The sequence below is a fragment of the Bacillus sp. FAU20 genome (assembly GCF_056033865.1).
In genome coordinates, this window is sequence record NZ_JBVYHY010000020.1 from 1 (window position 1) to 25303 (window position 25303).

Annotated in this window: 24 protein-coding genes, 2 tRNA genes and 1 other annotated feature; all 26 genes read right to left on the reverse strand. The window is 37.0% G+C overall.

The genetic code is table 11. The features are described from left to right. Positions 1 to 109 precede the first annotated feature (109 nt). Positions 110 to 987, reverse strand: a sequence feature (16S ribosomal RNA rRNA prediction is too short). A gap of 372 nt (positions 988 to 1359) precedes the next feature. Next, positions 1360 to 2859 carry a lysine--tRNA ligase gene (gene lysS / locus AC0OM3_RS13375; RefSeq protein ID WP_000369668.1) on the reverse strand — a complete coding sequence of 500 codons (1500 nt, stop codon included), beginning with the start codon at positions 2857 to 2859 and terminating at the stop codon, positions 1360 to 1362. A gap of 159 nt (positions 2860 to 3018) precedes the next feature. Next, positions 3019 to 4017, reverse strand: coding sequence for a tRNA dihydrouridine synthase DusB (gene dusB, locus AC0OM3_RS13380; protein WP_474212102.1), 999 nt, complete (start codon positions 4015 to 4017; stop codon positions 3019 to 3021). A 23-nt stretch (positions 4018 to 4040) separates the two neighbouring features. After that, a complete protein-coding gene (locus AC0OM3_RS13385; protein ID WP_000387031.1) occupies positions 4041 to 4244 on the reverse strand; it encodes a helix-turn-helix domain-containing protein in 204 nt (67 codons plus the stop codon). Continuing rightward, complete coding sequence (gene folK, locus AC0OM3_RS13390; RefSeq protein ID WP_001059450.1) at positions 4196 to 4711, reverse strand: 2-amino-4-hydroxy-6-hydroxymethyldihydropteridine diphosphokinase; 516 nt, start codon at positions 4709 to 4711, stop codon at positions 4196 to 4198. The genes AC0OM3_RS13385 and folK overlap by 49 nt, the downstream gene beginning before the upstream one ends. Further along, positions 4708 to 5070: a dihydroneopterin aldolase gene (folB, locus tag AC0OM3_RS13395; RefSeq protein WP_000358055.1), complete on the reverse strand. Its 363-nt coding sequence runs from the start codon at positions 5068 to 5070 to the stop codon at positions 4708 to 4710. Before folB ends, folK begins: the two co-directional genes overlap by 4 nt. Next, positions 5071 to 5931 (reverse strand): dihydropteroate synthase, encoded by an 861-nt coding sequence (gene folP, locus AC0OM3_RS13400; protein ID WP_002164271.1) that lies wholly within the window; start codon positions 5929 to 5931, stop codon positions 5071 to 5073. Beyond that, positions 5906 to 6778, reverse strand: coding sequence for an aminodeoxychorismate lyase (gene pabC / locus AC0OM3_RS13405; protein ID WP_000909875.1), 873 nt, complete (start codon positions 6776 to 6778; stop codon positions 5906 to 5908). The genes folP and pabC overlap by 26 nt, the downstream gene beginning before the upstream one ends. Further along, positions 6772 to 7359: an aminodeoxychorismate/anthranilate synthase component II gene (gene pabA / locus AC0OM3_RS13410; RefSeq protein ID WP_000602295.1), complete on the reverse strand. Its 588-nt coding sequence runs from the start codon at positions 7357 to 7359 to the stop codon at positions 6772 to 6774. Before pabA ends, pabC begins: the two co-directional genes overlap by 7 nt. A 5-nt stretch (positions 7360 to 7364) precedes the next feature. Further along, the gene (gene pabB / locus AC0OM3_RS13415) at positions 7365 to 8762 is read right to left on the reverse strand and encodes an aminodeoxychorismate synthase component I (protein ID WP_474212104.1); all 1398 of its coding nucleotides are present in this window, start codon (positions 8760 to 8762) and stop codon (positions 7365 to 7367) included. A gap of 222 nt (positions 8763 to 8984) precedes the next feature. After that, complete coding sequence (gene cysK, locus AC0OM3_RS13420) at positions 8985 to 9908, reverse strand: cysteine synthase A (protein WP_001261712.1); 924 nt, start codon at positions 9906 to 9908, stop codon at positions 8985 to 8987. 113 nt (positions 9909 to 10021) lie between these two features. Continuing rightward, positions 10022 to 10897 carry a redox-regulated molecular chaperone HslO gene (gene hslO / locus AC0OM3_RS13425; protein WP_000656372.1) on the reverse strand — a complete coding sequence of 292 codons (876 nt, stop codon included), beginning with the start codon at positions 10895 to 10897 and terminating at the stop codon, positions 10022 to 10024. Positions 10898 to 10903: 6 nt separating this feature from the next. Then, the gene (locus tag AC0OM3_RS13430; protein WP_000578368.1) at positions 10904 to 11692 is read right to left on the reverse strand and encodes a type III pantothenate kinase; all 789 of its coding nucleotides are present in this window, start codon (positions 11690 to 11692) and stop codon (positions 10904 to 10906) included. Between the two features lie 244 nt (positions 11693 to 11936). Beyond that, the gene (gene ftsH / locus AC0OM3_RS13435) at positions 11937 to 13838 is read right to left on the reverse strand and encodes an ATP-dependent zinc metalloprotease FtsH (RefSeq protein WP_001079674.1); all 1902 of its coding nucleotides are present in this window, start codon (positions 13836 to 13838) and stop codon (positions 11937 to 11939) included. An 85-nt stretch (positions 13839 to 13923) separates the two neighbouring features. Continuing rightward, complete coding sequence (gene hpt, locus AC0OM3_RS13440) at positions 13924 to 14466, reverse strand: hypoxanthine phosphoribosyltransferase (protein ID WP_000981844.1); 543 nt, start codon at positions 14464 to 14466, stop codon at positions 13924 to 13926. Next, positions 14463 to 15893: a tRNA lysidine(34) synthetase TilS gene (tilS, locus tag AC0OM3_RS13445; RefSeq protein ID WP_000655468.1), complete on the reverse strand. Its 1431-nt coding sequence runs from the start codon at positions 15891 to 15893 to the stop codon at positions 14463 to 14465. Before tilS ends, hpt begins: the two co-directional genes overlap by 4 nt. Before the next feature lie 230 nt (positions 15894 to 16123). Beyond that, complete coding sequence (spoIIE, locus tag AC0OM3_RS13450) at positions 16124 to 18595, reverse strand: stage II sporulation protein E (protein WP_001123553.1); 2472 nt, start codon at positions 18593 to 18595, stop codon at positions 16124 to 16126. 259 nt (positions 18596 to 18854) lie between these two features. Next, positions 18855 to 18926: transfer RNA gene (locus AC0OM3_RS13455), tRNA-Glu, on the reverse strand. Between the two features lie 13 nt (positions 18927 to 18939). Beyond that, a tRNA-Met gene (locus AC0OM3_RS13460) sits at positions 18940 to 19013 on the reverse strand. Positions 19014 to 19173: 160 nt separating this feature from the next. Beyond that, positions 19174 to 19659 carry a S1 domain-containing RNA-binding protein gene (locus AC0OM3_RS13465; protein ID WP_000021451.1) on the reverse strand — a complete coding sequence of 162 codons (486 nt, stop codon included), beginning with the start codon at positions 19657 to 19659 and terminating at the stop codon, positions 19174 to 19176. 87 nt (positions 19660 to 19746) lie between these two features. Further along, the gene (gene divIC, locus AC0OM3_RS13470; protein WP_001208739.1) at positions 19747 to 20106 is read right to left on the reverse strand and encodes a cell division protein DivIC; all 360 of its coding nucleotides are present in this window, start codon (positions 20104 to 20106) and stop codon (positions 19747 to 19749) included. Next, positions 20103 to 20756, reverse strand: a complete 654-nt coding sequence (yabQ, locus tag AC0OM3_RS13475) for a spore cortex biosynthesis protein YabQ (RefSeq protein ID WP_000059773.1) — start codon at positions 20754 to 20756, stop codon at positions 20103 to 20105. The genes divIC and yabQ overlap by 4 nt, the downstream gene beginning before the upstream one ends. After that, the gene (gene yabP / locus AC0OM3_RS13480; RefSeq protein WP_001059104.1) at positions 20753 to 21061 is read right to left on the reverse strand and encodes a sporulation protein YabP; all 309 of its coding nucleotides are present in this window, start codon (positions 21059 to 21061) and stop codon (positions 20753 to 20755) included. The genes yabQ and yabP overlap by 4 nt, the downstream gene beginning before the upstream one ends. A gap of 58 nt (positions 21062 to 21119) precedes the next feature. Continuing rightward, positions 21120 to 21395 carry an RNA-binding S4 domain-containing protein gene (locus tag AC0OM3_RS13485; RefSeq protein WP_001234876.1) on the reverse strand — a complete coding sequence of 92 codons (276 nt, stop codon included), beginning with the start codon at positions 21393 to 21395 and terminating at the stop codon, positions 21120 to 21122. Positions 21396 to 21409: 14 nt separating this feature from the next. After that, complete coding sequence (gene yabN / locus AC0OM3_RS13490) at positions 21410 to 22870, reverse strand: bifunctional methyltransferase/pyrophosphohydrolase YabN (protein WP_000014239.1); 1461 nt, start codon at positions 22868 to 22870, stop codon at positions 21410 to 21412. 12 nt (positions 22871 to 22882) lie between these two features. Then, on the reverse strand, positions 22883 to 24484 hold the full coding sequence (locus AC0OM3_RS13495; protein WP_000387584.1) for a putative polysaccharide biosynthesis protein: 1602 nt from the start codon (positions 24482 to 24484) through the stop codon (positions 22883 to 22885). Between the two features lie 230 nt (positions 24485 to 24714). After that, complete coding sequence (gene spoVT / locus AC0OM3_RS13500) at positions 24715 to 25251, reverse strand: stage V sporulation protein T (RefSeq protein ID WP_000648302.1); 537 nt, start codon at positions 25249 to 25251, stop codon at positions 24715 to 24717. Positions 25252 to 25303: the final 52 nt, after the last annotated feature.

Consider the following 25303-nt stretch of genomic DNA (forward strand, 5'->3'; position numbering starts at 1 on the left):
CATTTATTCGTTCAGTTAAAACGGGATTTGGCAGGACTGCCATGTATCAAAGTACGGTTTTCGCATTTATCGTGAAACGCTTTCGCGTTTTTCGTGCGCCGCGTTCAAGGATTAATGTTAACTTAGACTGGGCGGAAACCCTCTAACACTTAGCACTCATCGTTTACGGCGTGGACTACCAGGGTATCTAATCCTGTTTGCTCCCCACGCTTTCGCGCCTCAGTGTCAGTTACAGACCAGAAAGTCGCCTTCGCCACTGGTGTTCCTCCATATCTCTACGCATTTCACCGCTACACATGGAATTCCACTTTCCTCTTCTGCACTCAAGTCTCCCAGTTTCCAATGACCCTCCACGGTTGAGCCGTGGGCTTTCACATCAGACTTAAGAAACCACCTGCGCGCGCTTTACGCCCAATAATTCCGGATAACGCTTGCCACCTACGTATTACCGCGGCTGCTGGCACGTAGTTAGCCGTGGCTTTCTGGTTAGGTACCGTCAAGGTGCCAGCTTATTTAACTAGCACTTGTTCTTCCCTAACAACAGAGTTTTACGACCCGAAAGCCTTCATCACTCACGCGGCGTTGCTCCGTCAGACTTTCGTCCATTGCGGAAGATTCCCTACTGCTGCCTCCCGTAGGAGTCTGGGCCGTGTCTCAGTCCCAGTGTGGCCGATCACCCTCTCAGGTCGGCTACGCATCGTTGCCTTGGTGAGCCGTTACCTCACCAACTAGCTAATGCGACGCGGGTCCATCCATAAGTGACAGCCGAAGCCGCCTTTCAATTTCGAACCATGCAGTTCAAAATGTTATCCGGTATTAGCCCCGGTTTCCCGGAGTTATCCCAGTCTTATGGGCAGGTTACCCACGTGTTACTCACCCGTCCGCCGCTAACTTCATAAGAGCAAGCTCTTAATCCATTCGCTCGACTTGCATGTATTAGGCACGCCGCCAGCGTTCATCCTGAGCCAGGATCAAACTCTCCAATAAAGTTAGTTTGTCTAGCATCTAAAATAAAAATTGACGTTTCACGTTGTTTGTTTCGTTCAGTTTTCAAAGAACTACTTCGTCGCTCGGAAGCGACTTTATCAATATAACATTTCGTTATATTTTCGTCAACAACTTTTTTCAATAAGTTGTTTTTCGTTTGTTTTGTTTGTTACCTTTCGTGGCAACGAATATAAATATACCAGTTTGATTATTAAAATGCAATAGTTTTTCTAATAAAATTTTTAACTTAGTAAAAAAGTATAAAAACAGCACATTTCTTCTATATAAATATAATTTCTCGCACTATCAAGATTTACTATACCCACGCAACTCATGCTCAAATAAAAAAAGCTTTGGAGAAATCTCCAAAGCTTAGTCTTGTTTATGGCGCATAGCAGGGAATAATAATACATCACGAATAGATGGTGCATTTGTTAATAACATAACTAGACGATCAATACCAATTCCTAATCCACCCGTAGGAGGCATACCGTACTCAAGAGCTTCAATATAATCATCATCCATCATATGAGCTTCGTCATTACCTTGTTCGCGCTCTTTTAATTGCGCTTCAAAACGTTCTTTTTGATCGATTGGATCATTTAATTCAGTGAATGCATTTGCATGTTCACGTGCAACGATAAATAATTCGAAACGATCTGTGAATCGTGGATCTTCATCATTCTTTTTCGCAAGCGGCGAGATTTCTACCGGATGACCGTAAATAAATGTTGGTTGGATTAATTTATCTTCTACTTTTTGTTCGAAGAATTCATTTATAATATGACCAACTTCCATTGTATCTTTAATTTCTACATTATGTTCTTTTGCAAGTTCACGCGCTTCTTCTACACTCATCGGATTCCAGAAATCAGCTCCAGAGTATTGCTTAATCGCATCTACCATATGAAGACGTGTCCATTCTGGTTCTAGATTAATTTCATAATCACCATACTGGATTGTTGTTGTACCCAGTACCTTTTTCGCGATATGAGCAACCATATCTTCTGTTAACTTCATAATATCTTTATAATCAGCGTATGCTTCATATAATTCAATCATCGTAAACTCAGGGTTATGACGAGTTGATACACCCTCATTACGGAATACACGGCCGATCTCATATACTTTTTCTAAACCACCCACAATAAGACGCTTTAAATGTAGCTCAATTGCGATACGCATATATAATTCCATATCTAACGCATTATGGTGTGTAGTGAAAGGACGCGCAGAAGCTCCACCTGCAATTGCATGCATCATAGGTGTTTCCACTTCAAGATAACCGTTGTCATCTAGGTATCTTCTCATCTCACGAATGATTTTACTACGAGTAACGAACGTTTCACGACTTTCCATACTTGTAATCAAGTCTAAGTAACGTTGACGGTAGCGTTGTTCAACATCTTTTAATCCATGGTATTTATCTGGTAATGGACGAAGAGATTTCGTTAATAGCGTAAAGCCTGTTGCTTTTACTGAAAGTTCTCCAACGTTTGTTTTGAACACTTTACCTTCAATACCTACTAAATCACCTAAATCTGCTGTTTTAAATAATTCGTACTCGTCATCTCCAACAGCATCTTTACGAACATAAATTTGAACTTGTCCATGTAAATCTTGAACGTGTGCAAATCCAGCTTTCCCTTTTCCGCGTTTTGTCATAATACGACCAGCGATAGAAACAGCGATTTCCTTCTCCTCTAATTCTTCCTTAGAGAACTCTCCATATAGACTCACTAAGTCAGTTGTTGAATTTGTGCGTTCAAATCTTTTACCGAACGGGTCAATTCCTTGTTCACGTAAATTATGTAGCTTTTCACGACGAACAATCAATTGGTCGTTTAATTCTTCGTGGTTCATGTTATCCATGATATTGATATCACTCCAGCTCTATTTAATTTTACAATATATACAGTATAGCATTTTCTACTCAACTAGAAAAACTGCCAGCAACTAACTGGCAGCTCTTCTTTCTTTCACGTAATTATAGGAAGTGTATAGAAGAATGTCAATCTCCTATGTCCATTATTAACCAACGTAAATTGTTTGTTGTTTCACTTCCACTTCTTCTACAAATGTACCTAACACATTCGCAAGGTCTTCCCGTGTGTTACAAGCATTAATACCATTACGTACACTCGCATTACCACGAACACCTTTTAAATACCAAGCTGCATGTTTTCTCATCTCTCTTACAGCGACACTTTCATTCTTTAAGTCGATAAGACGATCTAGATGCAACATACATACATCAATTTTCTCGCGCACTGTTGGTTCCGGCATTAATTCACCCGTCTCCAAATACTTTACCGTACGATAAATCATCCACGGATCTCCAAGAGCAGCACGACCAATCATAACACCATCTACACCAATTTCATCAAGCATACGCTTTGCATCTTGCGGCGTTGCGACATCACCATTTCCGATAACCGGGATATTTACAGATTGTTTTACTTGTTTAATAATATCCCAATCCGCTTTTCCTTCATACATTTGCACTCGTGTACGTCCGTGAACCGCCACAGCTTGGCCACCAGCACGCTCAACAGCCCTAGCATTTTCTATTGCGAAAATATGTTCTTCATCCCAACCGATACGCATTTTAACTGTAACCGGCTTTTCAACAGCATCTACAACCGCTGCTACCATTTCATATATTTTATTCGGGTCTAAAAGCCACCTTGCCCCCGCATCACATTTAACGATTTTCGGCACTGGACAACCCATATTAATATCAATTATGTCTGCTGTCGTATATTTATCTACATATTTCGCAGCATCTACAAGAGTTTCTTTCTCTCCACCAAAAATTTGTAAACTTAATGGCTTTTCTCTCTCGTCGATATATAACATATCTAATGTTCTTTTATTATTAAGCAATATTGCCTTATCACTTACCATTTCAGCACAAACTAAGCCGGCACCAAATTCTTTTACTGTTAAACGGAATGCAGAGTTACAAACTCCCGCCATCGGTGCTAGTACAACCGGATTTTTCATCTCGATATTTGCAATCTTTAACAATCAATCTACTCCTTCCTGTACAATCACTTTGGCATTAATTCCTCTATTGAAACATTTAATGCCTTGGCAACTTCTACTACAAAATCTTGAGAAGGCGATCTATTCCCTCTCTCAACCTCACCTAAAACAGATACAGATACCCCTAGTTCTTTAGCAAAACCTTCTTGTGTATAGCCTTTTAGCTTTCGAAAAGCACGAATGCGTCTTCCCCATTTTTCTGCTTCCATACCGTTACTCCCTCTCGCCTTTTCATTTCTTCTACTTGTGAACGTGAAATGTTTTGTTTTATGTCTTGATTAATCTCTAACAACGGAACGATAACAAAAGCTCTTTCAAACATCCGCGGATGCGGAACAATAAGATTCTCTGCTTCAATATTCTCTTGATTATAAAGTAAAATGTCAAGGTCGATAGTCCTCGGCCCCCACCTAATTTCCCTTTTTCTTCCTAGGTCATTTTCTACTTTTTGTGTTACTTTCAATAATTCTTGTGGTGATAAATTGGTAGAAATTTTTATAACTAAATTTAAAAAGCAACTTTGGTCAGTATAGCCAACTGGCTCAGTTTCATATACAGATGAAATATCATCAACCTGAATATAAGGATTTTTATTTAAAAACTGAATCGCTTCAGTTAGATACGTATAACGCTCTCCAATATTTGACCCTAATGCAATGTAAGCTATATTGTTCATGGACGTCCTCTCGTAATTTCTACTGCTACAGCACGATAATGACCCGGTATCGGTGGATCCGGCTTAATTACCTTAATTGTACAGCGCGAAATACTTTCATATTGTTTTAATATATCTGCAGCAATATTTTCAGCGATACTCTCCACAAGCTTATACTTTCTATCCTCAACAACTTTTCTACATAATTCGAAAAGCTCTCCATAATTGACCGAATGCTCTAAGTCATCACTTTCCCCTGCACACTTTAAATCCAACTCCACCGTTAAGTCAACTTTAAATCTCTGACCTAATTTATTCTCCTCTGGGAACACACCATGATAACCATAAAACTCCATATCATGGATATAAATTTTATCCAATTACCTTACCCCCTTACCAATCATCGCATCCATCATTTTAGCCATACGCGCCATTTCTTTCACATCATGGACACGAACAAACTCACAGCCCTTTTCAATACCAAGACAAACAGTAGCTCCCGTTCCCTCAAGGCGTTCCTCTACTGGCAAATCTAATACGTGCCCAATAAAGGACTTTCTCGAAGTACCTAAGAGAACCGGATAACCTAGCACATTTAACTGTTCTAAATTACGCATCGCCTCTAAGTTCTGCTCAGGTGTTTTAGCAAAACCGATACCTGGATCTAAAATAATATTCTCATCTCGCACACCAGCATTTTTAACAATTTTAATACTGTCATACAAATCAGCAATCATATCCGCCATTAAATTACGATAATTCATATTATCGCGGTTATGCATTAAAATGATGGGTACATCATAATGAGCTGCGACTTCAGCAATTTTTGGCTCCGCCTTCGCTCCCCAAATATCATTAATAATATGAGCACCAGCCTCAATTGCTTGCTTTGCAACTTCAGCTTTATATGTATCGATAGATATAGGCAATTTTACTTCTTTTGAAACTGCTTGAATCATCGGGACAACTCGCTTTATTTCTTCTTCTACTGATACTTTAGCAAAACCCGGGCGAGTAGATTCGCCACCAATATCAATAATATGAGCACCTTCACCTTGCATTTCTTTTGCGTGACGTACCGCAGCATCTACCTCGTTGTAACTCCCACCATCAGAAAACGAATCTGGTGTTACATTTAAAATTCCCATGATTAATGTTTTTTCATTTAAATTCAATGTATATTCGCCGCAGCGTAAATCATAATCCCACTTCAAACTACGCATCTCCTCTTCGTAATTCATTTCTGCTCCATAATTTCTCTCTTTGCATTCCATAAAGGTACATTAAACTTTTTGTAACCACTCCTACTTTACCCGGGAAATCCTGCGCTTCTATACGATAAAGCGGAACAATTTCTTGAATGGAGTTTGTTACGAAGACTTCATCCGCTGAAAGTAGCTCATCTTTTGTAAAGAAACCTTCCTTTACTTCTATATTTAATTGTTCAGCACTCTTTATAATAAACGCACGAGTGATACCATTTAAAATCCCTGTCTCTAACGAAGGCGTATATAAAACATCACCTTTCACAAAAAATAGATTCGAAACAATACCCTCTGCAACATAACCTGCTTCAGTAAGGAAAATACCTTCCTTACTCACAACATTTCCAATTTCACGCTTCCCTAAAATATTATTTAAATAGTGATGAGACTTCAGGCGAAATGTTCCTTCCGGTGTATTTCGCACTTGTTTTAGAATAACACCTTCTTTTTCCGCTACATCCCCCGGCGCTGTTAAAGGTTTTATAAAAACAATAACCGAAGGCTCTTCATACATTTCCGTTTGTAATCCTATTTCATCTATACCCGCTGATACATTAAAACGTACATATGCATGCTCCAATTCATTCTTAGCGAGTAAATTTTTTAAAATAAGCATCACATCATTTTTTGTCATTGTCCATTTAATTTGCAATGTATCCAGCGCTTCTATTAAACGATCATAATGATCATCCAATAAGAAAGGATGACCATTATAAATACGAAACGTTTCAAAAACTCCAAGACCATATAAATAACCATGATCATAAGGAGAAATTTTCGCTTCACTTGCTTCTACATACTGACCATTTACGTAAATTAACATAATGTTGCACTTGGCCTGTATTTACAAATGAAATTCTGTAACAACTCTTTCCCATGAGAAGTCATAATAGATTCCGGATGGAATTGCACACCCTCTATCGGCAATGTCTTATGACGAAGTGCCATAATTTCTCCTTCCTCTGTCCAAGATGTTATCTCTAAGCAATCGGGTAACGTTTCTTTCTTAACAATAAGGGAATGATAGCGCGTCGCAGTAAACGGATTAGGAATATCCGAAAAAATCGTCTTTCCATCATGATGCATAAGCGACGTTTTCCCATGCATTAATCGTTCTGCACGGACAACCTCTCCACCAAACACTTGTGCAATGGATTGATGCCCAAGACAAACTCCAAAAATCGGAATCTTTCCAGCAAAGTATTTAATAACTTCCATACTAATCCCCGCTTCATTAGGACTACATGGACCTGGAGAAATCATTAGAAAATCTGGTTTCATATTCTCAATATCTGAAATGGTCACTTCATCGTTACGTTTAACAACGAGCTCTTGTCCAAGTTCTCCAAGAAACTGCACTAAATTAAATGTAAAAGAATCATAATTATCAATCATTAATATCATTTCTCTCACCTAACCGTTTCTTCGCTACGTTCTTTTGCACGCCATAAAGCAATCGCCTTTTTTAACGACTCTTTATATTCATTTTCTGGATTTGAATCAATTACAATTCCCGCCCCTGCTTGTACATGAGCTTTTCCATCTTTAGCAAGAAGTGTTCTAATTACAATATTCAATTCTGTATCTCCAGAATAACCAATCCAACCGATTGAACCTGTATAAATCCCTCTTCGAACAGGTTCTAATTCCTCAATAATTTCCATCGTACGTATTTTCGGGGCACCAGTAATTGTTCCCCCAGGGAATACAGCCTTCACTAAATCAAAAGCATCTTTATCTTCTTCCACCTCACCACGCACATTAGAAACAATATGCATAACATGTGAGTATTTCTCAATTACCATAAATTCATCTACTTCTACAGTGCCATATTTACAAACACGTCCTAAATCATTTCTTTCTAAATCCACAAGCATTACATGCTCTGCTCTTTCTTTTTCGTTCTCAATTAATTCTCTTGCTAATTCTTCATCCTCTTGCTCATCCGCGCCTCTAGATCTCGTTCCAGCAATTGGTCTTGTACTTACTTCAGTTCCTTGTTTCTTAATTAACAACTCTGGCGATCCACTAACAATTTGAAAATCCCCAAGCTCCAGGTAACCCATATATGGAGATGGATTAATTTCACGAAGACTTGTATAAATTTCTAGTGGGTGTGTCTGTAACGTTCTTTCTTGTCTCGTCGACAAGTTTACTTGGAACACATCACCCGCCCCAATATATTCTTGAATACATTCAACTGCCTTCATAAAGCTGGCTTCAGTAAAAGCAACCGCTTCACTTTTCTTTTCAGGACTTTCAAAGGGCACTGTCACTTCAGGCGCTTCCGTCATCCAAAGACCCTTCCACTCATTTAGCCGTTCTTTTGCCTCTTCATATTTATCTACATAATGCGTAATAATCCATAACACTTGTTCTTTTTGATCATAGACAAATACGTCATCAAATAATAAAAAGAAGATGTCAGGTATATTAATATCATCTTCCGCAAGAGAAGGCAGCTTTTCAATATAACGGATACAGTCATAACTGAAATAGCCAATTGCACCACCTTGAAAAGGCGGATACTCTGGGTTATAGTCCGTCTTCCATTGTTCCATATATTCTTGCATTAAATCTAACGGATTCCCTCGTTTTATTGTTTCCTTACCACTTTCACTTATATGTAACGTTTCATCCTTCCCTTGGATTACCGCTACTGGTTTCAGCCCTACAATGTTATAACGACCGCCACGGCCACTTTCTAACAAAATATGTTGCGATTTACCCTGAGAAAGAAATTTATATTGCTTAAAGAAATCTAACTGATATGGAATAGAAAGCGCTAAAGATTTTCTTCGTTGCATATCAACACCCCGTCTTCTTTTATCCCACCCTCTTAGATAAACCAGCTCAAACTACATAAGTTATTTATATAGAGATTGATTATACTCGAAGGCTAGTGAAAATAATTTAATTATACTACCTCTTATTTTACATGAAGTTTTCTAGTCATTCACTCTTTTCCTATTTCCAATCCCAAAAGAAAAAGCACCCTTTTTCAAGGATGCTTTTTCAATCGCATTTAATTATGATTCAAATTGATAAAGTGGTGTACTTAAATAACGTTCACCATTACTCGGGATAATAACAAGTACCTTTTTCCCTTTACCTAACTTTTTCGCAACTTCTGTTGCTGCATAAATAACCGCGCCTGAAGAGATACCAACTAAAATACCTTCCTCTTTAGCCACTCTTCTCGCATATTCAAATGCTTGCTCTGTTTTCACTTGAATAATTTCATCATATACTTCTACATCCAACGTCTCCGGAACAAATCCCGCCCCAATTCCTTGGATTTTATGTGGACCTGGTTTCCCACCAGATAATACTGGTGAATCTGCAGGTTCTACCGCATAAATTTTAATATCCTTATACGCTTCCTTCAGTACTTCACCAGCACCAGTGATCGTTCCACCTGTACCAATACCTGCAATAAATGCATCTAATTGGTCGCCCATTTGTTCAATAATTTCTGGACCCGTTGTTAAACGGTGAATTTCTGGATTCGATTGGTTTTTGAACTGTTGTGGTATAAAGTAGCCATGCTCTTTTGCTAATTCAGTCGCTTTACGAATTGCTCCACCCATTCCTTCAGGCCCTGGAGTCAATACTAATTCCGCACCGTAAGCACGTAATAAATTACGACGCTCAATACTCATTGTTTCTGGCATTACTAAGATTGCATTATATCCTTTAGCAGCCGCTACCATCGCTAAACCAATTCCTGTGTTACCACTTGTCGGCTCAATGATTGTATCGCCTTCTTTTAATAATCCCTTTTTTTCAGCATCTTCAATCATAGCTAATGCAATACGATCTTTAACGCTACTCCCCGGATTCATAAATTCTAATTTTAAGTATATATCTGCGCTGTCTGATTCTACGATGCGGTTCAACTTAACGATCGGCGTTTTCCCGATTAATTCTGAAACTGATTGTGCCACTCGCATTCCTGTCACTCCTAACACCAAGTATTTTTATTGGTTTTATTTATATTTAGATTTTGTCAGAAAATTCCCTGTTTGTCAATTCATTTGGAGGATTGCTCCTCTTAATTCCCTTATTACAAATTCTCGATTAAATTTGTAATATCTTCTTTAGAGAACTTGTATCGTTCATTACAGAAATGACAGTGAACTTCCGTCTCTTCCTCTTCTTCACGAACTTGCTCTAACTCTGTTTTACCTAAACTAATTAATACACTCTCAATACGCTCGCGTGAGCATGTGCAATTAAATTGAACATCCATTGTTTCTAATACTTTTACTTTATCTTCTCCAAGAACTGCATATAGTAGCTCTTCCGGAGAAAGGCCTTGTTCAATCAACGTTGATACAGGCGGAATCTTTTGTAAACGGTCTTCAATAAATGAAATCGTTTCATCTTGCGCACCCGGCATAATTTGAAGGATAAATCCACCTGCCGCTAATATGCTATCATCTCCATTTACAAGAACACCAACACCTACAGAAGAAGGCGTTTGTTCAGAAACTGCAAAATAATACGTAAAGTCTTCTCCTAATTCTCCTGAAACGATTGGAGATTGACCAATAAACGGCTCACGCATTCCAATATCTTTAATTACAGTTACAAACCCCTCTGTACCTACCGCTTGATATACACGTAACTTCCCTTGTTCTGTTCCTTCAAAATCAACATGCGGATTCGTTACATAACCACGTACATCTCCATTTGCATGAGCATCTACTAAGATAGGGCCAATTGGACCGTTACCTTCTACCTTAATTGTTAACTTTTGCTCACCTTTTAACATTGCACCCATCATTGTACCCGCAGTTAAAGAACGCCCTAGTGCCGCTGAAGCTGTTCTCCATGTATCATGACGTCTTTGCGCCTCACTTACTGTATTTGTTGTACGCACACTATACGCACGCACTTCTCCATCAAACGCTAACGCTTTTACTAAATAATCTTTCATACGTATTTATTCACCTTTCTCATGCTGTAAATTTGCATTACGTTCATATAACATATACAAACCTTTTAACGTTAAAAACGGATCTACAATATCAATTACATTCGATTCTTCGGAAATTAATTTTGCCAATCCACCTGTTGCAATAACTTTAGGTTCTTGTCTAGCTTCTTCTTTCATACGCTTAACAATACCTTCCACTTGTCCAACATAACCATAAAGAATACCAGATTGCATCGCACTTACTGTATTTTTCCCAACAACACTGCTTGGTTTTGTAATTTCGATACGAGGAAGTTTTGCTGCTCTGCTATATAAAGCCTCTGCTGAAATCATAATTCCTGGTGTAATAACTCCACCCATATAATGCTTTTCTTCGTTAATATAACAATATGTAGTAGCCGTACCAAAATCAACGATAATAAGCGGACTTCCATATAAGTGGATTCCTGCTACTGCATTTACAATTCGGTCTGCGCCTACTTCACGCGGATTTTCATATTTAATATTTAGTCCTGTTTTTATCCCAGGCCCTACTACAAGCGGTTTAATTTTAAAATATTTTTCACACATGCGCTCTAAAGCAAACATAATTGGTGGTACAACTGAAGACACAATAATACCTTTCACATCTTCAAACGAAAGACCCTCATGCTCAAGCAATTGCTTTACAAGCATTCCATATTCATCTTCTGTCTTATGACGATCTGTTTCCATGCGCCAATGCTGACGAAGTTCCCCCTCTTCAAACACACCTAGTACAGCATTTGTGTTCCCTACATCCAATACAAAAATCATATTCTCACCACTTATCTTATTTAATCTATATTTGTGCAGTATGTATAAAACTTATAAAAACATCATATCACACATACTTATATAATCAGCTTTCCTATCCTCATCATTTTACAAAAAGATTGCTCTCTATTTCAATTTTTAATACTAGTTTTACTTAAATTACTTTATCCACTAAGTTCTCAATAGTAATTAACAAAGGTTTTAACAAACAAAAAAGGAGTGACGATAGTCACTCCTTCTTTTCTTACTTATCTTCTTTATCTTCATCGTCTTTCTTCATGTTGATGTTTACTTTCACATCATCTGAAGATGTTGGACGTTCTGGCAATCTGCCGTAATCACATAAATGATTGATTTGCTCTGCATCTAACGTTTCTACTTCAAGTAACGTTTGCGCGATAATATCTAGTTTATCACGGTTTTCAGTAAGAATTTGTTTTGCACGAGCATAACATTCTTTCATAATTGATTGCATTTCCATATCGATTTCATGTGCAATCGCATCACTATAGTTTTGTTCTGAGTGGAAGTCTCTTCCTAAGAACACTTGACCACCTTGCGAGCTACCAAATTGCATCGGTCCAAGTTTGTCACTCATACCAAATTCCGTAACCATGCGTCTTGCAATACCAGTCGCACGTTGGAAGTCATTATGAGCACCTGTACTCACTTCACCAAATACAATCTCCTCAGCTACTCGGCCACCAAGTAAACCAGTGATTTTATCAAGTAACTCTGGCTTTGTCATGAAGTAACGATCTTCTTTCGGAAGCATTACCGCATATCCACCAGCCTGACCACGAGGGACAATTGTTACTTTATGAACGACATCAGCTTCATCGAGAACAACACCAATTACAGTATGACCTGCTTCATGGAAAGCAACGATATTACGTTCTTTTTCAGAGATAACACGACTTTTCTTAGCTGGACCTGCAATAACACGATCCGTCGCTTCATCGATATCACTCATATCAATTTTCTTCTTATCTTGACGTGCAGCTACTAAAGCAGCTTCGTTTAATAAGTTTTCAAGATCCGCACCAGAGAATCCTGGTGTACGAGTCGCAATCGCTCTTAAATTAATATGCTCATCAAGTGGTTTATTACGCGCATGTACTTTCAATACAGCTTCACGGCCATTTACATCTGGACGATCTACTGTAATTTGACGGTCAAAACGACCTGGACGTAATAACGCTGGGTCAAGAATGTCTGGACGGTTTGTCGCAGCAACGATAATAATACCTTCGTTTGCACCGAATCCATCCATTTCAACAAGTAATTGGTTCAATGTTTGCTCACGCTCATCATGACCACCACCAAGACCTGCGCCACGTTGACGACCTACTGCATCAATTTCATCAATGAAAATGATACAAGGAGCATTTTTCTTTGCATTTTCAAATAAATCACGTACACGTGATGCACCGACACCGACAAACATCTCTACGAAGTCAGAACCACTGATAGAGAAGAATGGAACGCCAGCCTCACCTGCAACAGCACGCGCTAATAAAGTTTTACCTGTACCTGGAGGTCCAACTAATAGGACACCCTTTGGAATACGAGCACCAACTTCAGAGAACTTACGAGGGTCTTTCAAGAATTCAACTACCTCAACAAGTTCTTGTTTCTCTTCATCCGCTCCAGCAACATCTCTGAAACGAACTTTTTTCTTTTCATCATTATATAACTTCGCCTTACTTTTCCCGAAGTTCATAACACGGCTACCGCCGCCTTGAGCTTGGTTTAATAAGAAGAAGAATAAAATGAAGATGATGACAAATGGAATGATTGAAGTAAAGAATGTTACCCAAGCACTTGTTTCTTCTGCTGGTTGATACTTAACTTCGGCACCTTTCGCTTTATCATTAATTTTCTTTTGTAATTCCTCAGTATTTGGTGCATAAGTAACAAATTGTTCTCCTTGGCTAGAGTTATTAAATTGTCCTTTTACCTCAAATACACCATTTTTCGGTTGAAGTTGCACATTACGCACTTCACCGCTTTCTAGTTTAGTAATGAATTTGTCGTAGCTAACTGATGTCGTTTTTTGTGTCGAACCATTAAAATAGCTCACGATTCCAATTACTACTAAGAATATCAGTAAATAAAAGATGGTATTACGGAAGATACGATTCATTCCTAACCTCCTCTCACGGCATAAACACTATAGTAAATCGTAACATAGAAAAACTTTCCTATACAATTGTGAAGCCTATATTTAATTAATTTGAGTAAACGCTTGGTTTTAATACGCCTACATAAGGAAGATTACGGTACTGCTCTTTATAATCTAATCCATATCCTACTACAAATTCATGTGGAACAGTAAATCCAACATAATCCGCTTTCAGATCAACCTTACGGCCTGTTGGCTTATCTAATAATGTAACAATTTTTACAGACTTCGCTTTACGATATTTGAATAAGTCTACTAAGTAGCTTAGTGTAAGACCACTATCAATAATATCTTCGACGATTAAAATATCGCGACCTTCTACAGAAGTGTCAAGATCTTTTAAAATTTTCACTTCGCCTGTTGAAACTGTAGAGTGACCGTAACTAGATACAGCCATAAAATCCATTTCAAGATATGTATCTGTTCTCTTTAATAAATCTGCCATGAATGGCATTGCGCCTTTTAATACACCAATTGCAAGAGGTACTGTGTTTTTATAATCCTCTGCAACAATTGCACCTAGTTCGCGCACCTTTTCTTGTATTTGCTCTTCAGAAATTAATACTTTTTCGATATCTTGATTCATCATTTCATTATCCTCCCGGAAGACTCCTTGCTTTTGTAGTGAATAATCATATATTTATCCTTCTTTGCCATCTCTTTCGAAATTGCAAATGCAGATCGCTTCAACAAGGGTACCCAAATAATGGTCCCACTTGCATCACAAACGACCGGCCATTCTTCTCTTTTTTCTTTCGGTACTTTTGCTTCGATAAAAATAGCTTTTATCTTTTTCGTGCCATTCATACCTTGTATTGACATGCGATCTCCATTTTCCCTAGAACGAATACGAAGTGGATATGATATATCATTATACTTAGCAACAAATACTGTTTCATTCATGTTACTTGGTATATCTTCGCTCACCTCTGTTACAAATTCATCCCCGTTCAATAGCGTAATGGTCCCGGGTACTGATAAATCTTGTAAAAAAGGAGAAACAATTTCTTGTTTAAATCTAAAGCTACACTCCTCGTATGTACGAACAATTTTCAAATCACCCGGAAAATCAAGTGAACCTGAAGGTTGTGTCCGCTTAAAAAACTCAATCACCTTGTCAATATGTATGGAAGAAAGAGAAGATGGAATCTTATATTCATAAAGATAGTTTAATATTAGTTGAATCCCTCTTCTTTGTAAAGGCATAGACATGGATTCAAAGGCAGGAATTGATAAGCTAATTTGTTTATCACTTTTTTTTGTAATTACTTTATTCATTTTCTCAAAAGCTAATTCCTGCAAATAAGCCTCATCCTCTTGCATCTGCACGCTAAATTTTTGGAATTTCTCATGCACTTGTGGATTTTCTTCTTTCAAATGAGGAAGAACATATTTACGTAATCGATTCCTTGTATATACTTCCTTTTTATTACTCGGATCTATACGTGGCATTAAATTTAGCTTATTACAGTAATCAACAATTTCTTCCTTTGTTACGCCAAGTAACGGCCTAATTAAATATCCATTATGAAAAGGACGCTTCACTGCAATTCCTGCATATCCTTTCGGAGTACTCCCTCTTACGAGACGCATTAAAATTGTCTCGACTTGATCATCTCCATGATGTCCAAGAGCAACATATCTTGCATCATATTTCTTCATTATTCTTTCCAAAAATGCATATCTGCATTCTCTAGCAGCAACCTGTGCATTCATTCCGTATTGCTGTTGATATTGTGATACATTAATCCTTATCGTTTCACAAATAATTCCCAGTTCTTCACAAAGGCCCTGCACAAATTGTAAATCCTCATAAGATTCATCACCTCTAAACATATGATCCACATGAGCAACTACAATTTTCAACTGTTTTTCCGCTCTTTTTTCTAATAAATAATATAAAAGCGCTAACGAGTCAGGACCACCAGAAACTCCCACAACAATTGTTGAATCATTCTTTAATACATCATGCTGCTTTACAAAGTCATCTACTTTTTCAACAAATGTATCTTTCAACTTCGCAATCACCTTTCATTAAACAAGAACAGCAACCTTAGTCGCCTTGTCTACAATGGTACAACTTTTACAAACATTGTGCAAAAAAAAGATATACAAAAATTACATTTTTATCTTACATCCTCCGTGTATATTCACAAAATTAATAACATTACCTTTTTCCACAAAAAAACCTAGGTATACACCTAGGTTTTTAAAATCAAATTATAGATAAACATTCCACTTACATTTTACTGCGCCTGCATTCCTACAATCGGAATCGTAGCCCACTTGGGCATATTTTTCTTCACTTTTGCCACTACAATAGTCATATCATCATTTATATAACCGTCACAAGAGCGAATCACTTCTTCCATAATGATATCAGCAATTTCTTGCGGGTCTTCGGTTTGCAATTCTTTAATTTTTCGTTTCATCCACAATTCATGATTCTCCACATGCTGCGCTCCTTCAAAAATCCCATCGCTCATCATAATAAGAATATCGCCCGTTTTTAATTGTTCACCCACCACATCAACTTCAACATCTTCGATGATTCCCATCGGTAAATTACTTGCTTCAATTTTCAAAATATTATTTGCACGTTTAACAAAACTCGGCGTCGATCCAATCTTTAAAAACCTTGCACTCGCATCCCGCAAATCTACCATAGCTAAATCTAATGTCGTAAACATTTCTTCTGTCGTTCTCAAAGAAAGAATTGAATTGATAGACTTAATTGCTATTTCTTCATCAATGCCTGATTGGAGTATTTTTTGTAATAATTTCACCGTTTCCTTACTTTCCATATGAGCTCTTTGCCCATTACCCATACCATCACTAATTGCAAGTGCATATTTACCAACACTTAAATCCATCATCGCATAAGAGTCACCCGAAACAAATCCACCGCCTTTTGCAGCTGTAGCCAATCCTGTATCAAGAGAATACGTCTTTGCCGAACCAAATGATATTAAACTATGGCCATTTGGATAAGAAGACTTTTCTTCATGTTTAACGACAATATTTTCTTTAAGGATATCCGAAAGCATCGGTGCAACTAATTTTTCACACTCACCATGTTCATTAGATGCAACTGGAATTAACATTTCAATATCAATACTTCCTCTATCTAAACAATAAATATCAACATGCTCTACTTCGACACCAAAATCACGGAACGCTTGCATAATCTGTTCTTCCTGCACTTGATGATTTTCACGCTCTCGTTGTATCTCCTTAGCAAAATCCTCCATAACCTTTGATACACCTAATAGTTGCTCGGCTACTATTCTACGATTTTCCTTCATTTGTTTTCGTAATTTTTGACCCTCATAGAAGTGATCTAATTCACCTGCTACTAAATCCGTCACTTTTTTCCCTCTCACACAATGCTTGTCCCACTCACGAACTAATTTACGATTATGTTGCAGGGTTCCTTCTTCCGTTTCATTCATTATTTGTTTCATATAATCGTACGTTTTATCAAAATTCACTACCCAGCATTGATCCTTTTTAAAGCATGTTTGACATGTTTTCGCAGTAATTGTACTCAAAAACAAATCTGCTTCTGTCTCTTTATCTTCTTCCTCTACATACCCATATACAGAAAAGCTATTAGATAAAGCAGCAAATACATTTGCAAATTGGTTGATTTTATTTGCTGTAACATCACGCATCCTTCTTAAATATTGTTGTTGATCTTGCGAATGCTCTTGTGTACCTGGCATAAATTTAGCAATACGATCCAAAACAAGCTGCGGTGTTAATAAGAAGATAACAATCGCTACACCTGACTCAATTAAAGTTGTTACAATATTTGTCTGTTTGTCTACATATAATGTAATTAAGCTTGTCCCAATTAATAAACCTAAACTAACACCTAAACGCTTCCCTTCTTTTAACAATCCACCAAGCAATCCAGAAAAAGCAAGAAGGCTAAGCTGAGACAAGCTAGACACATTTGCTAAACTTAATATTAGTCCTGTTACAACCCCCACTGTAGATCCTGTGGCAGCACCCGCAATAAATGCAAATACTAGCACTAAATACCTTGTAAAAATATGTTGAATAGAAGCATCATATACAAACCAATCTGTTGTACCTGTTAAAACAGATGCTAGTAATATAATCAAACAAACAATTTCTTCCGTCTCTAATGCCTGTTGTTTTCCTTTCCTTTCCACTAAAAGCGGGACACTTTGTAAAAATATCATAGTTAATACGAAACTAAGTCCAGCCTCGATAGTACTAACGAGTAAATCGTACATGGTGACAGTTTGTTGCGCAAAATATACAACAACTAAGTGTGCTGTTAATGCGGAGATAAATACTTGAAATGGAACAAGTCCAACAGTTTTACGTGTAAATCGACTAAAGAAGATATTATAAATGAAGAAGGTAAAGATGGATGCAAAGGTAAAAAACAAATTATCTATCGATACTGAAAGAGCTCCTCCCATTAGAGCTAAAAATGCTAGCGGCATCTTATCCCGCTTCATAACATAAACAGCAGCAAAAAATGGCAGTGCAAACGGTAAAATATTTGTTAATATATATGCTCGTCCCAAAAGAAAACCAATAACAACAATAATAAATCCCCATCTAAAGAAAACTTGCTCAAATTTCATTCGCAACTTACTCGTCCACTTTATTCCTCCAAGCTGACTCTCATTCATTGCCAATGCACTTGTATTCATAGTATTCCTTCCTGCTTTAGGCATATTTTTAACACCACCTGCATAGTTTAATTACTGTCATTATAAAAGACGATTGTTGGTTTTTTTGTCAAAACAACAGTTTTCACTTTTATAATCGTTCGACTTTTTATTCGAAATAACTCTACAGATATACACGGTATGTAAGTTATTTTTGATATTTTAATTAAATATTCAGAAAATATAGGGTGATTTTGTAGAAGTGTTGTATATCTTAATTTATTTAACAAAAAAAGATCATGCAAATTTGCATGATCTTTTTTGATGACCCGTACGGGATTCGAACCCGTGTTACCGCCGTGAAAGGGCGGTGTCTTAACCACTTGACCAACGGGCCGTTAAATTAAATATAGCGGCGGAGGGGATCGAACCCCCGACCTCACGGGTATGAACCGTACGCTCTAGCCAGCTGAGCTACACCGCCATGTCGTCTTATTTAACGGACAATTAGTATCTTACATCAGATACTAATTAAAGTCAACACATCTCAAAAACTTTTTTAAAAATATATTTTTACATATAAAAAAGCACCCTGAGCCATCACCCTGGGTACCTCTCTATATGTTAAAAACTAAACGTTCTTATTATCCGCGACGCGCGCCACGGCCACCACGTTTAGACTCTGTGTTACGCTTTAAAGAAGTTAAGCGATCTTCGCTATCTTTTAAGAAGCGTGCCATCTTTTGCTCAAATGTTTCTTTCGGAGCTCGGTCGTTACCGCCACCGCGATTATCTCTGTTGAAAGAGCGATTATTACGTTGTGGACGTCCAGAACGTTGTTGATCACCACCGCGTTGGTATTCACCGCGTGGACGATCTCCTTCTGTTTTTTCACGTTCTTTCGCTTTTTTGATAGATAAACCAATCTTTCCATCTTTTTCAACATTAATAACTTTTACTTCTACTTGGTCGCCCACTTTTAAGTGATCGTTAATATCTTTTACATAGTTATCAGCAACTTCACTAATATGAACAAGACCCGTTAAGCCCTCTGGCAGCTCCACAAAAGCCCCAAAATTTGTAATACCTGTTACTTTACCCTGTAACTTGCTGCCTACCTCGATTGACATAAAAAAAATGCTCCTCCTTAGTGGTTAAAAAGTCAAATTTTACTTTATTATATATAATCCTAAAATATAGTGTCAATAAGACATACTCTACTTAGAAACAGGAAAAATTATCTCCCCTTTACCAGAGAAGAAATAATCCCTTCTAGCAATCTTTAATACGTACTCTTCATCATTTAACTTTTGAACTTCGTCTTTTAGACTTTTTTCTTTATTCGTTAATGAATCCAGTTCTTTTTTCATGTCCTTAACTTTTGCTTCTTTTGCTTTAATGGAACTGTTTTGTTGATAAAACGTTACACTAATACTCGCAATAATTGTAAAAGTAAAGACAAGAAAAACCGCTAAACGGCGATAAAGTCGCTTCCTGTTCTCATCCGTTTGTATTATATGCTCTTTAACAGGATTTGGACTCTGTTTTTCGATTGTTCTTTGTCTCAGTTCCCTCATTTCCGAGGTCCCCCTAACTTCTTTTTTATACGCTCCCATAATTGGAAGATATGTCCCTTCAATTTTGCTATATATTGCAGGAACCCTATATGTTTCACTATAAAAAGTTTAACACGATTAGGGAGAAGTTTCCATATGAGCGAAGCAATAAATCGAACAGGCCAGAAAAAAACTTTCCATATGAAAAGTAATATCCAAATCACCATTTTCCATAACACATGTCCAATTGAAAGCAGTATACGAAATAAGAATAATATAAATGCAATAAATAGCTGCGCTATAATAATAACAGGTTTTATCATGAGTAGCTGTATAATTCGAACAAAAAAATATGTTGTTTGCATAAAAATATAGATGAGAAAATTTAACAGCTTCATGTATAGTGCCTTCAGTAAGCTTTGATATGCCGCAAAACCACATAATAATGCCAAAAACACATATATACGTAGCTCAGCTTCATTTACGAGAAGCAATACATAAAAGACGAATAATGCTTGGACAATCCAAAATAATATATCATGTATAAATACAAGCCAACGTTTACGTTCTTGGCGCTTTAAAAAACGTTGATATGTATCTAAAGACGCTCCAATCCAAGCACCCATTCCAATCATTGAAAGCATTGTATACAACTGAATTGTTAAGCTCATTTAAACAACTTACTAAAGAAACCTTTAGTTTTTTCCCCTTGATTTTCATCAATATACAGCATCTCATTAACTTTCCCTTTAATCGACACAATACCTTTTTCCACATCTAAATTTTTCATTTGTAAATTTTGACCACGAATCGTTAAAAAACCCATTACGGTCTCTAGTAAAAACTCTTCGCTATCAAAACTCTCTACCTGCTTTACACCGGTAATATCAATTATACGCCTGCCACGCATAATAATGTCATGCTCTACAGAAACATTTTGTTGATTAGAAGACGTAGGTGAGTAACCATTATTCACGTAAATCCCCCCATAGGTTTTTACTAGCTAATAGTAATGTATGAGGGGATAAATGATTTTAGAACAAGCCTTCTTCCGCTTTTACTTTTTCTTCACGAACTAAGCTATACATATTTGCTGCATCTTCTTTTTTAGTTGTTTCTTTTAATTCATTTATTTTCACAGTCACTATTTTTTGACCAAAACGAATTGTTAATTCGTCAGCTACTTTCACATCAGAACTCGCTTTTGCCACCTGACCATTAATAGATATTCTTCCTTGATCAGCTACTTCTTTCGCTAATGTTCTTCTTTTAATTAAACGTGATACTTTTAAAAACTTATCTAGACGCATATCAAATCCCCCTATTAACGCTCTGTCTGTTTCGCTTCTTCCCATAAAACATCTAACTGTTCTAATGATAAATCTTTCATCTCTTTATTCATTTCAGCTACTTTTGCCTCCATGTATAAAAAACGACCAGTAAATTTCTCATTAGTTGAACGTAACGCCTCTTCTGGATCTATTTTGTAATGACGAGCTATATTAACAAATGCAAAGAGTAAATCACCAAACTCACCTAGCATCTTTTCCTCATCCATATTTGTAACTTCTTGTTGGAACTCTTGCCATTCTTCCAAGGCTTTCTCTATCATCGGTTGCACATCAACCCAATCAAATCCAACCTTACCAGCTTTCTTCTGAATTTCATAGGCGCGTAGTAACTGCGGCAAACTTTTTGGAACGCCATTTAAAACAGATTCTTTCACGAATCCTTTTTCTTGTTTTTTAATCTCTTCCCAATTTGCAATCACTTCATCAGCGCTGTTTACATCCGTATTTCCAAACACATGCGGATGGCGACGAACCATTTTCTCAGATAGAGTTCGAATGATATCATCTATAGAGAACCAACCTTCATCTTCTCCGATTTGAGCATGAAGCATAACTTGTAATAATATATCACCTAATTCTTCTACTAAGTGATCATCATCCTCTTCATCGATTGCTTCCAACACTTCATAAGCTTCCTCAATTAAATATTTCTTTAATGATTGATGTGTTTGCTTTTTATCCCACGGACAACCATTTGGACCACGAAGTTCCGCAATAATTTCTCTAAGAACATCAAACTGTTGATACAAGGACGCACGCTCCTGAACTGGCGGCACGTACACACTCGTTAAATTATTCAATTCCGTTTCATGATCTAACATGTACAACGGTACCTTCTTTACTTGTTCAAATGAAGTTCCTGCAGCTGTTACGATATACACTTCATAATCATCTGGTAACATCTCCATTAATGTTAATTTCACATCAGATGCAACGAATGCATCATATACTTGGCAAAAGATTAAATGTTGACGCAGTTCTAATTGCCCTCTTTCAAATGATGTAGCATCAAGTAATTGGAATCCTTCAATCGGATCAATCTTTAGACTTGCAAACATAGGATCAAGGAAACTTTGTCCACCCTCAATTCGCACTTCAACATTTGAAACTTCTCCTTTTTCCAACAGTAGCTGAACTGTTCTTTCTGCTACAAGTGGATGCCCGGGAACAGCATAGATAATTTCTGTACCTTCAGCTTGTTCTAGCAATTTATTCGCAATTGTTTCATATACAATTTCAAACGTATCATGTGCTTCATATACAGCATCAAAAGACGTATATTGTACGCCTTCTTTCTCCAATTCTTCTATAACTGGATGTTCTTTCGTTCTAACAAACAGATGGTCTGCTTCTTTTATTTTTCGATATACACCCATCGTTAGCTGATCTAATTCACCAGCTCCTAAACCTAAAATAGTAATGATTCCACTCACAACCAGTCACCTCTATCCACTCTTCTTCAATGAACCTTCTTTTTCCTCTTGTTTCATAACGGTTCCTAATTCTTTTTTTGTAAATACACGTAATTTCAAAATAAAAAACATATATGTCAATCCGCCGATGGCTACACCTAACAACGCTTCAAGCGTCGCGCTTCCTCTATGTTCCGTATTAATTACTAATCCAGACATATGTAACACACGTGTGAACATCATTAATACAAATCCCATACAAATGCCACTAATTACTATCCCTAACATATTTCGCTTATTGATAAGTGCCCCTGATACAGCTCTCGTAAGCAACAAACTATTTAGTCCAGAGATTATAATTAACGCACATAAAGTCGCAAAGGCTGCACCTTTCACACCAAAATAAGGCATGAATATATAATTTAACGCTAACTTTAAGCAACCTCCAAATACAACAAATAATGCTGGCTTAAACGTTTGCCCTAATCCTTGTAAAATAGAAGCTGTCGTAATTGACAATGAACTAAATAAAATAGATAACGATAAAATAGATAAAACATCTGATCCATCACTGTTTTCAAACAACATAATATTGGTAGGTTGAATAATACAAGTTAGTCCAATAGCTGCTGCAAGTCCAATAACAAATGTTATTTTCATTGCTAACTTTACCTTTTCTTGAATAAAGGAAAGATCTCCTCTTTCCTTCGCCGCTGTAATAATCGGAATAAGTGACAACGAGAAAGAAGTCGTCACAACAGTACCTAATTGCATTAGCGGAATACTTCTATCATAAACACCCTTTAATACCTTTGCATTTTCAGCCTGTTCTCCAGCACCAATAAGTAAGCTGTAAAAGGACACTGAATCAGCCATCTGTATAAAAATAAGCACTAAATTACTAACACAAATCGCTAACCCCTGCCAAAAAAGGATTTTAACTATCTTCCTTTTACCCTTAATTCTCGCTGCACTTTTGAAAAATATAGAACGAAAATCTTGACGCATATACAATATAAGTACAATAATCCCAATAAGTCCACCCGCAATTGAGCCTAACATAGCCCCTGCACCAACTGTATATAAATCAAATCCGTGAGCAATTAGGAATAGCGATAAAAATACAATAATAGAAACTCGAATTGTTTGTTCTATTACTTGCGAAACAGCCGTTGGCATCATATTATTAAATCCTTGAAAATACCCTCTTGCTACAGACAAAAATGGCATCAATAAGAATGAAAATGAAATAACACGTAGTAACTTATCTAAGTGTATATCGCCCATAGCTACCGCAATTGTTTCAGCCCCAAAAAACAATGTAAAGAAGCCTATAAAACCAATTCCTAATAAGAACCAAAAAGATACACAAATAATTTCTTCTGCTTCTTTTTGTTTTCCCCGCTCTAGTCGTTCTGCAACCATTTTCGAAATGATAACAGGAAATCCATAAGTAGCTAAAATTAAACAAAATCCATAAAACGGGTAAATTTGTTGGTAAATATAAAACCCAATATCCCCCGCTATATTTTGATATGGAATACGGTAAAAAGCGCTTAATACTTTTGTAACAAAACTTGCAATCGTTAATATAATAGCCCCACGCCAAAAGGCTTGATACTTCTTCGCTTCCATACAAGAAAACTCCTTTTTCTATTCTCACCTCTCGTATTATATCATAAAGAAAAGAACAAACTCCCTTACCAACACGGGTAATAATGAGTTCCTACACGTTAAAAATATTCAACGAAAAAAGGTAGCAAAGTGCTACCTTCATTCAATATACATATATCTCCAAATAATTGATTTCTCAAAAAGAAAGATCATAATTAGGAAAGATTGCTACTTCTAAAATCAATATACCCTTACTGTTCCATTTGTTTCGCTAAGAAACTGGCAGCAGTATTAACCGCTTTATGCTCGATCTCGCTTATAATAGCTTCTTTTGAAAAAATAATGACGGCTCCAATCGGATCTCCGTTTGCAACAATTGGTCCAACTGTATAAGAATGAACCTTTTCTGTTACACCATCAATAATGGAAATATCACTTTCATCCGTCATAATAACAGACTTTCGTTCTTCCATCGTTTTTTCAATTAAATCGCCAACACTTTTATTTAAGTATTCTTTTTTCGATACGCCTGATACTGCGATGATAGAATCTCGATCACACACAAGCACATTATGTCCTAAGCTGTCATATAAAGCATCAGCATATTCTTTTGCAAAATCACCTAGCTCACTAATTGGAGAATACTTCTTTAAAATTACCTCTCCATCGCGATCAACAAATATTTCTAGTGGGTCTCCTTCTCGAATACGTAAAGTTCTACGAATTTCCTTCGGGATTACGACCCTGCCTAAATCATCAATTCGACGTACGATTCCAGTTGCTTTCATTCTAATGCTGCCTCACTTTCTACTGATGATCAAAGTGGTGAATTTACCTGTT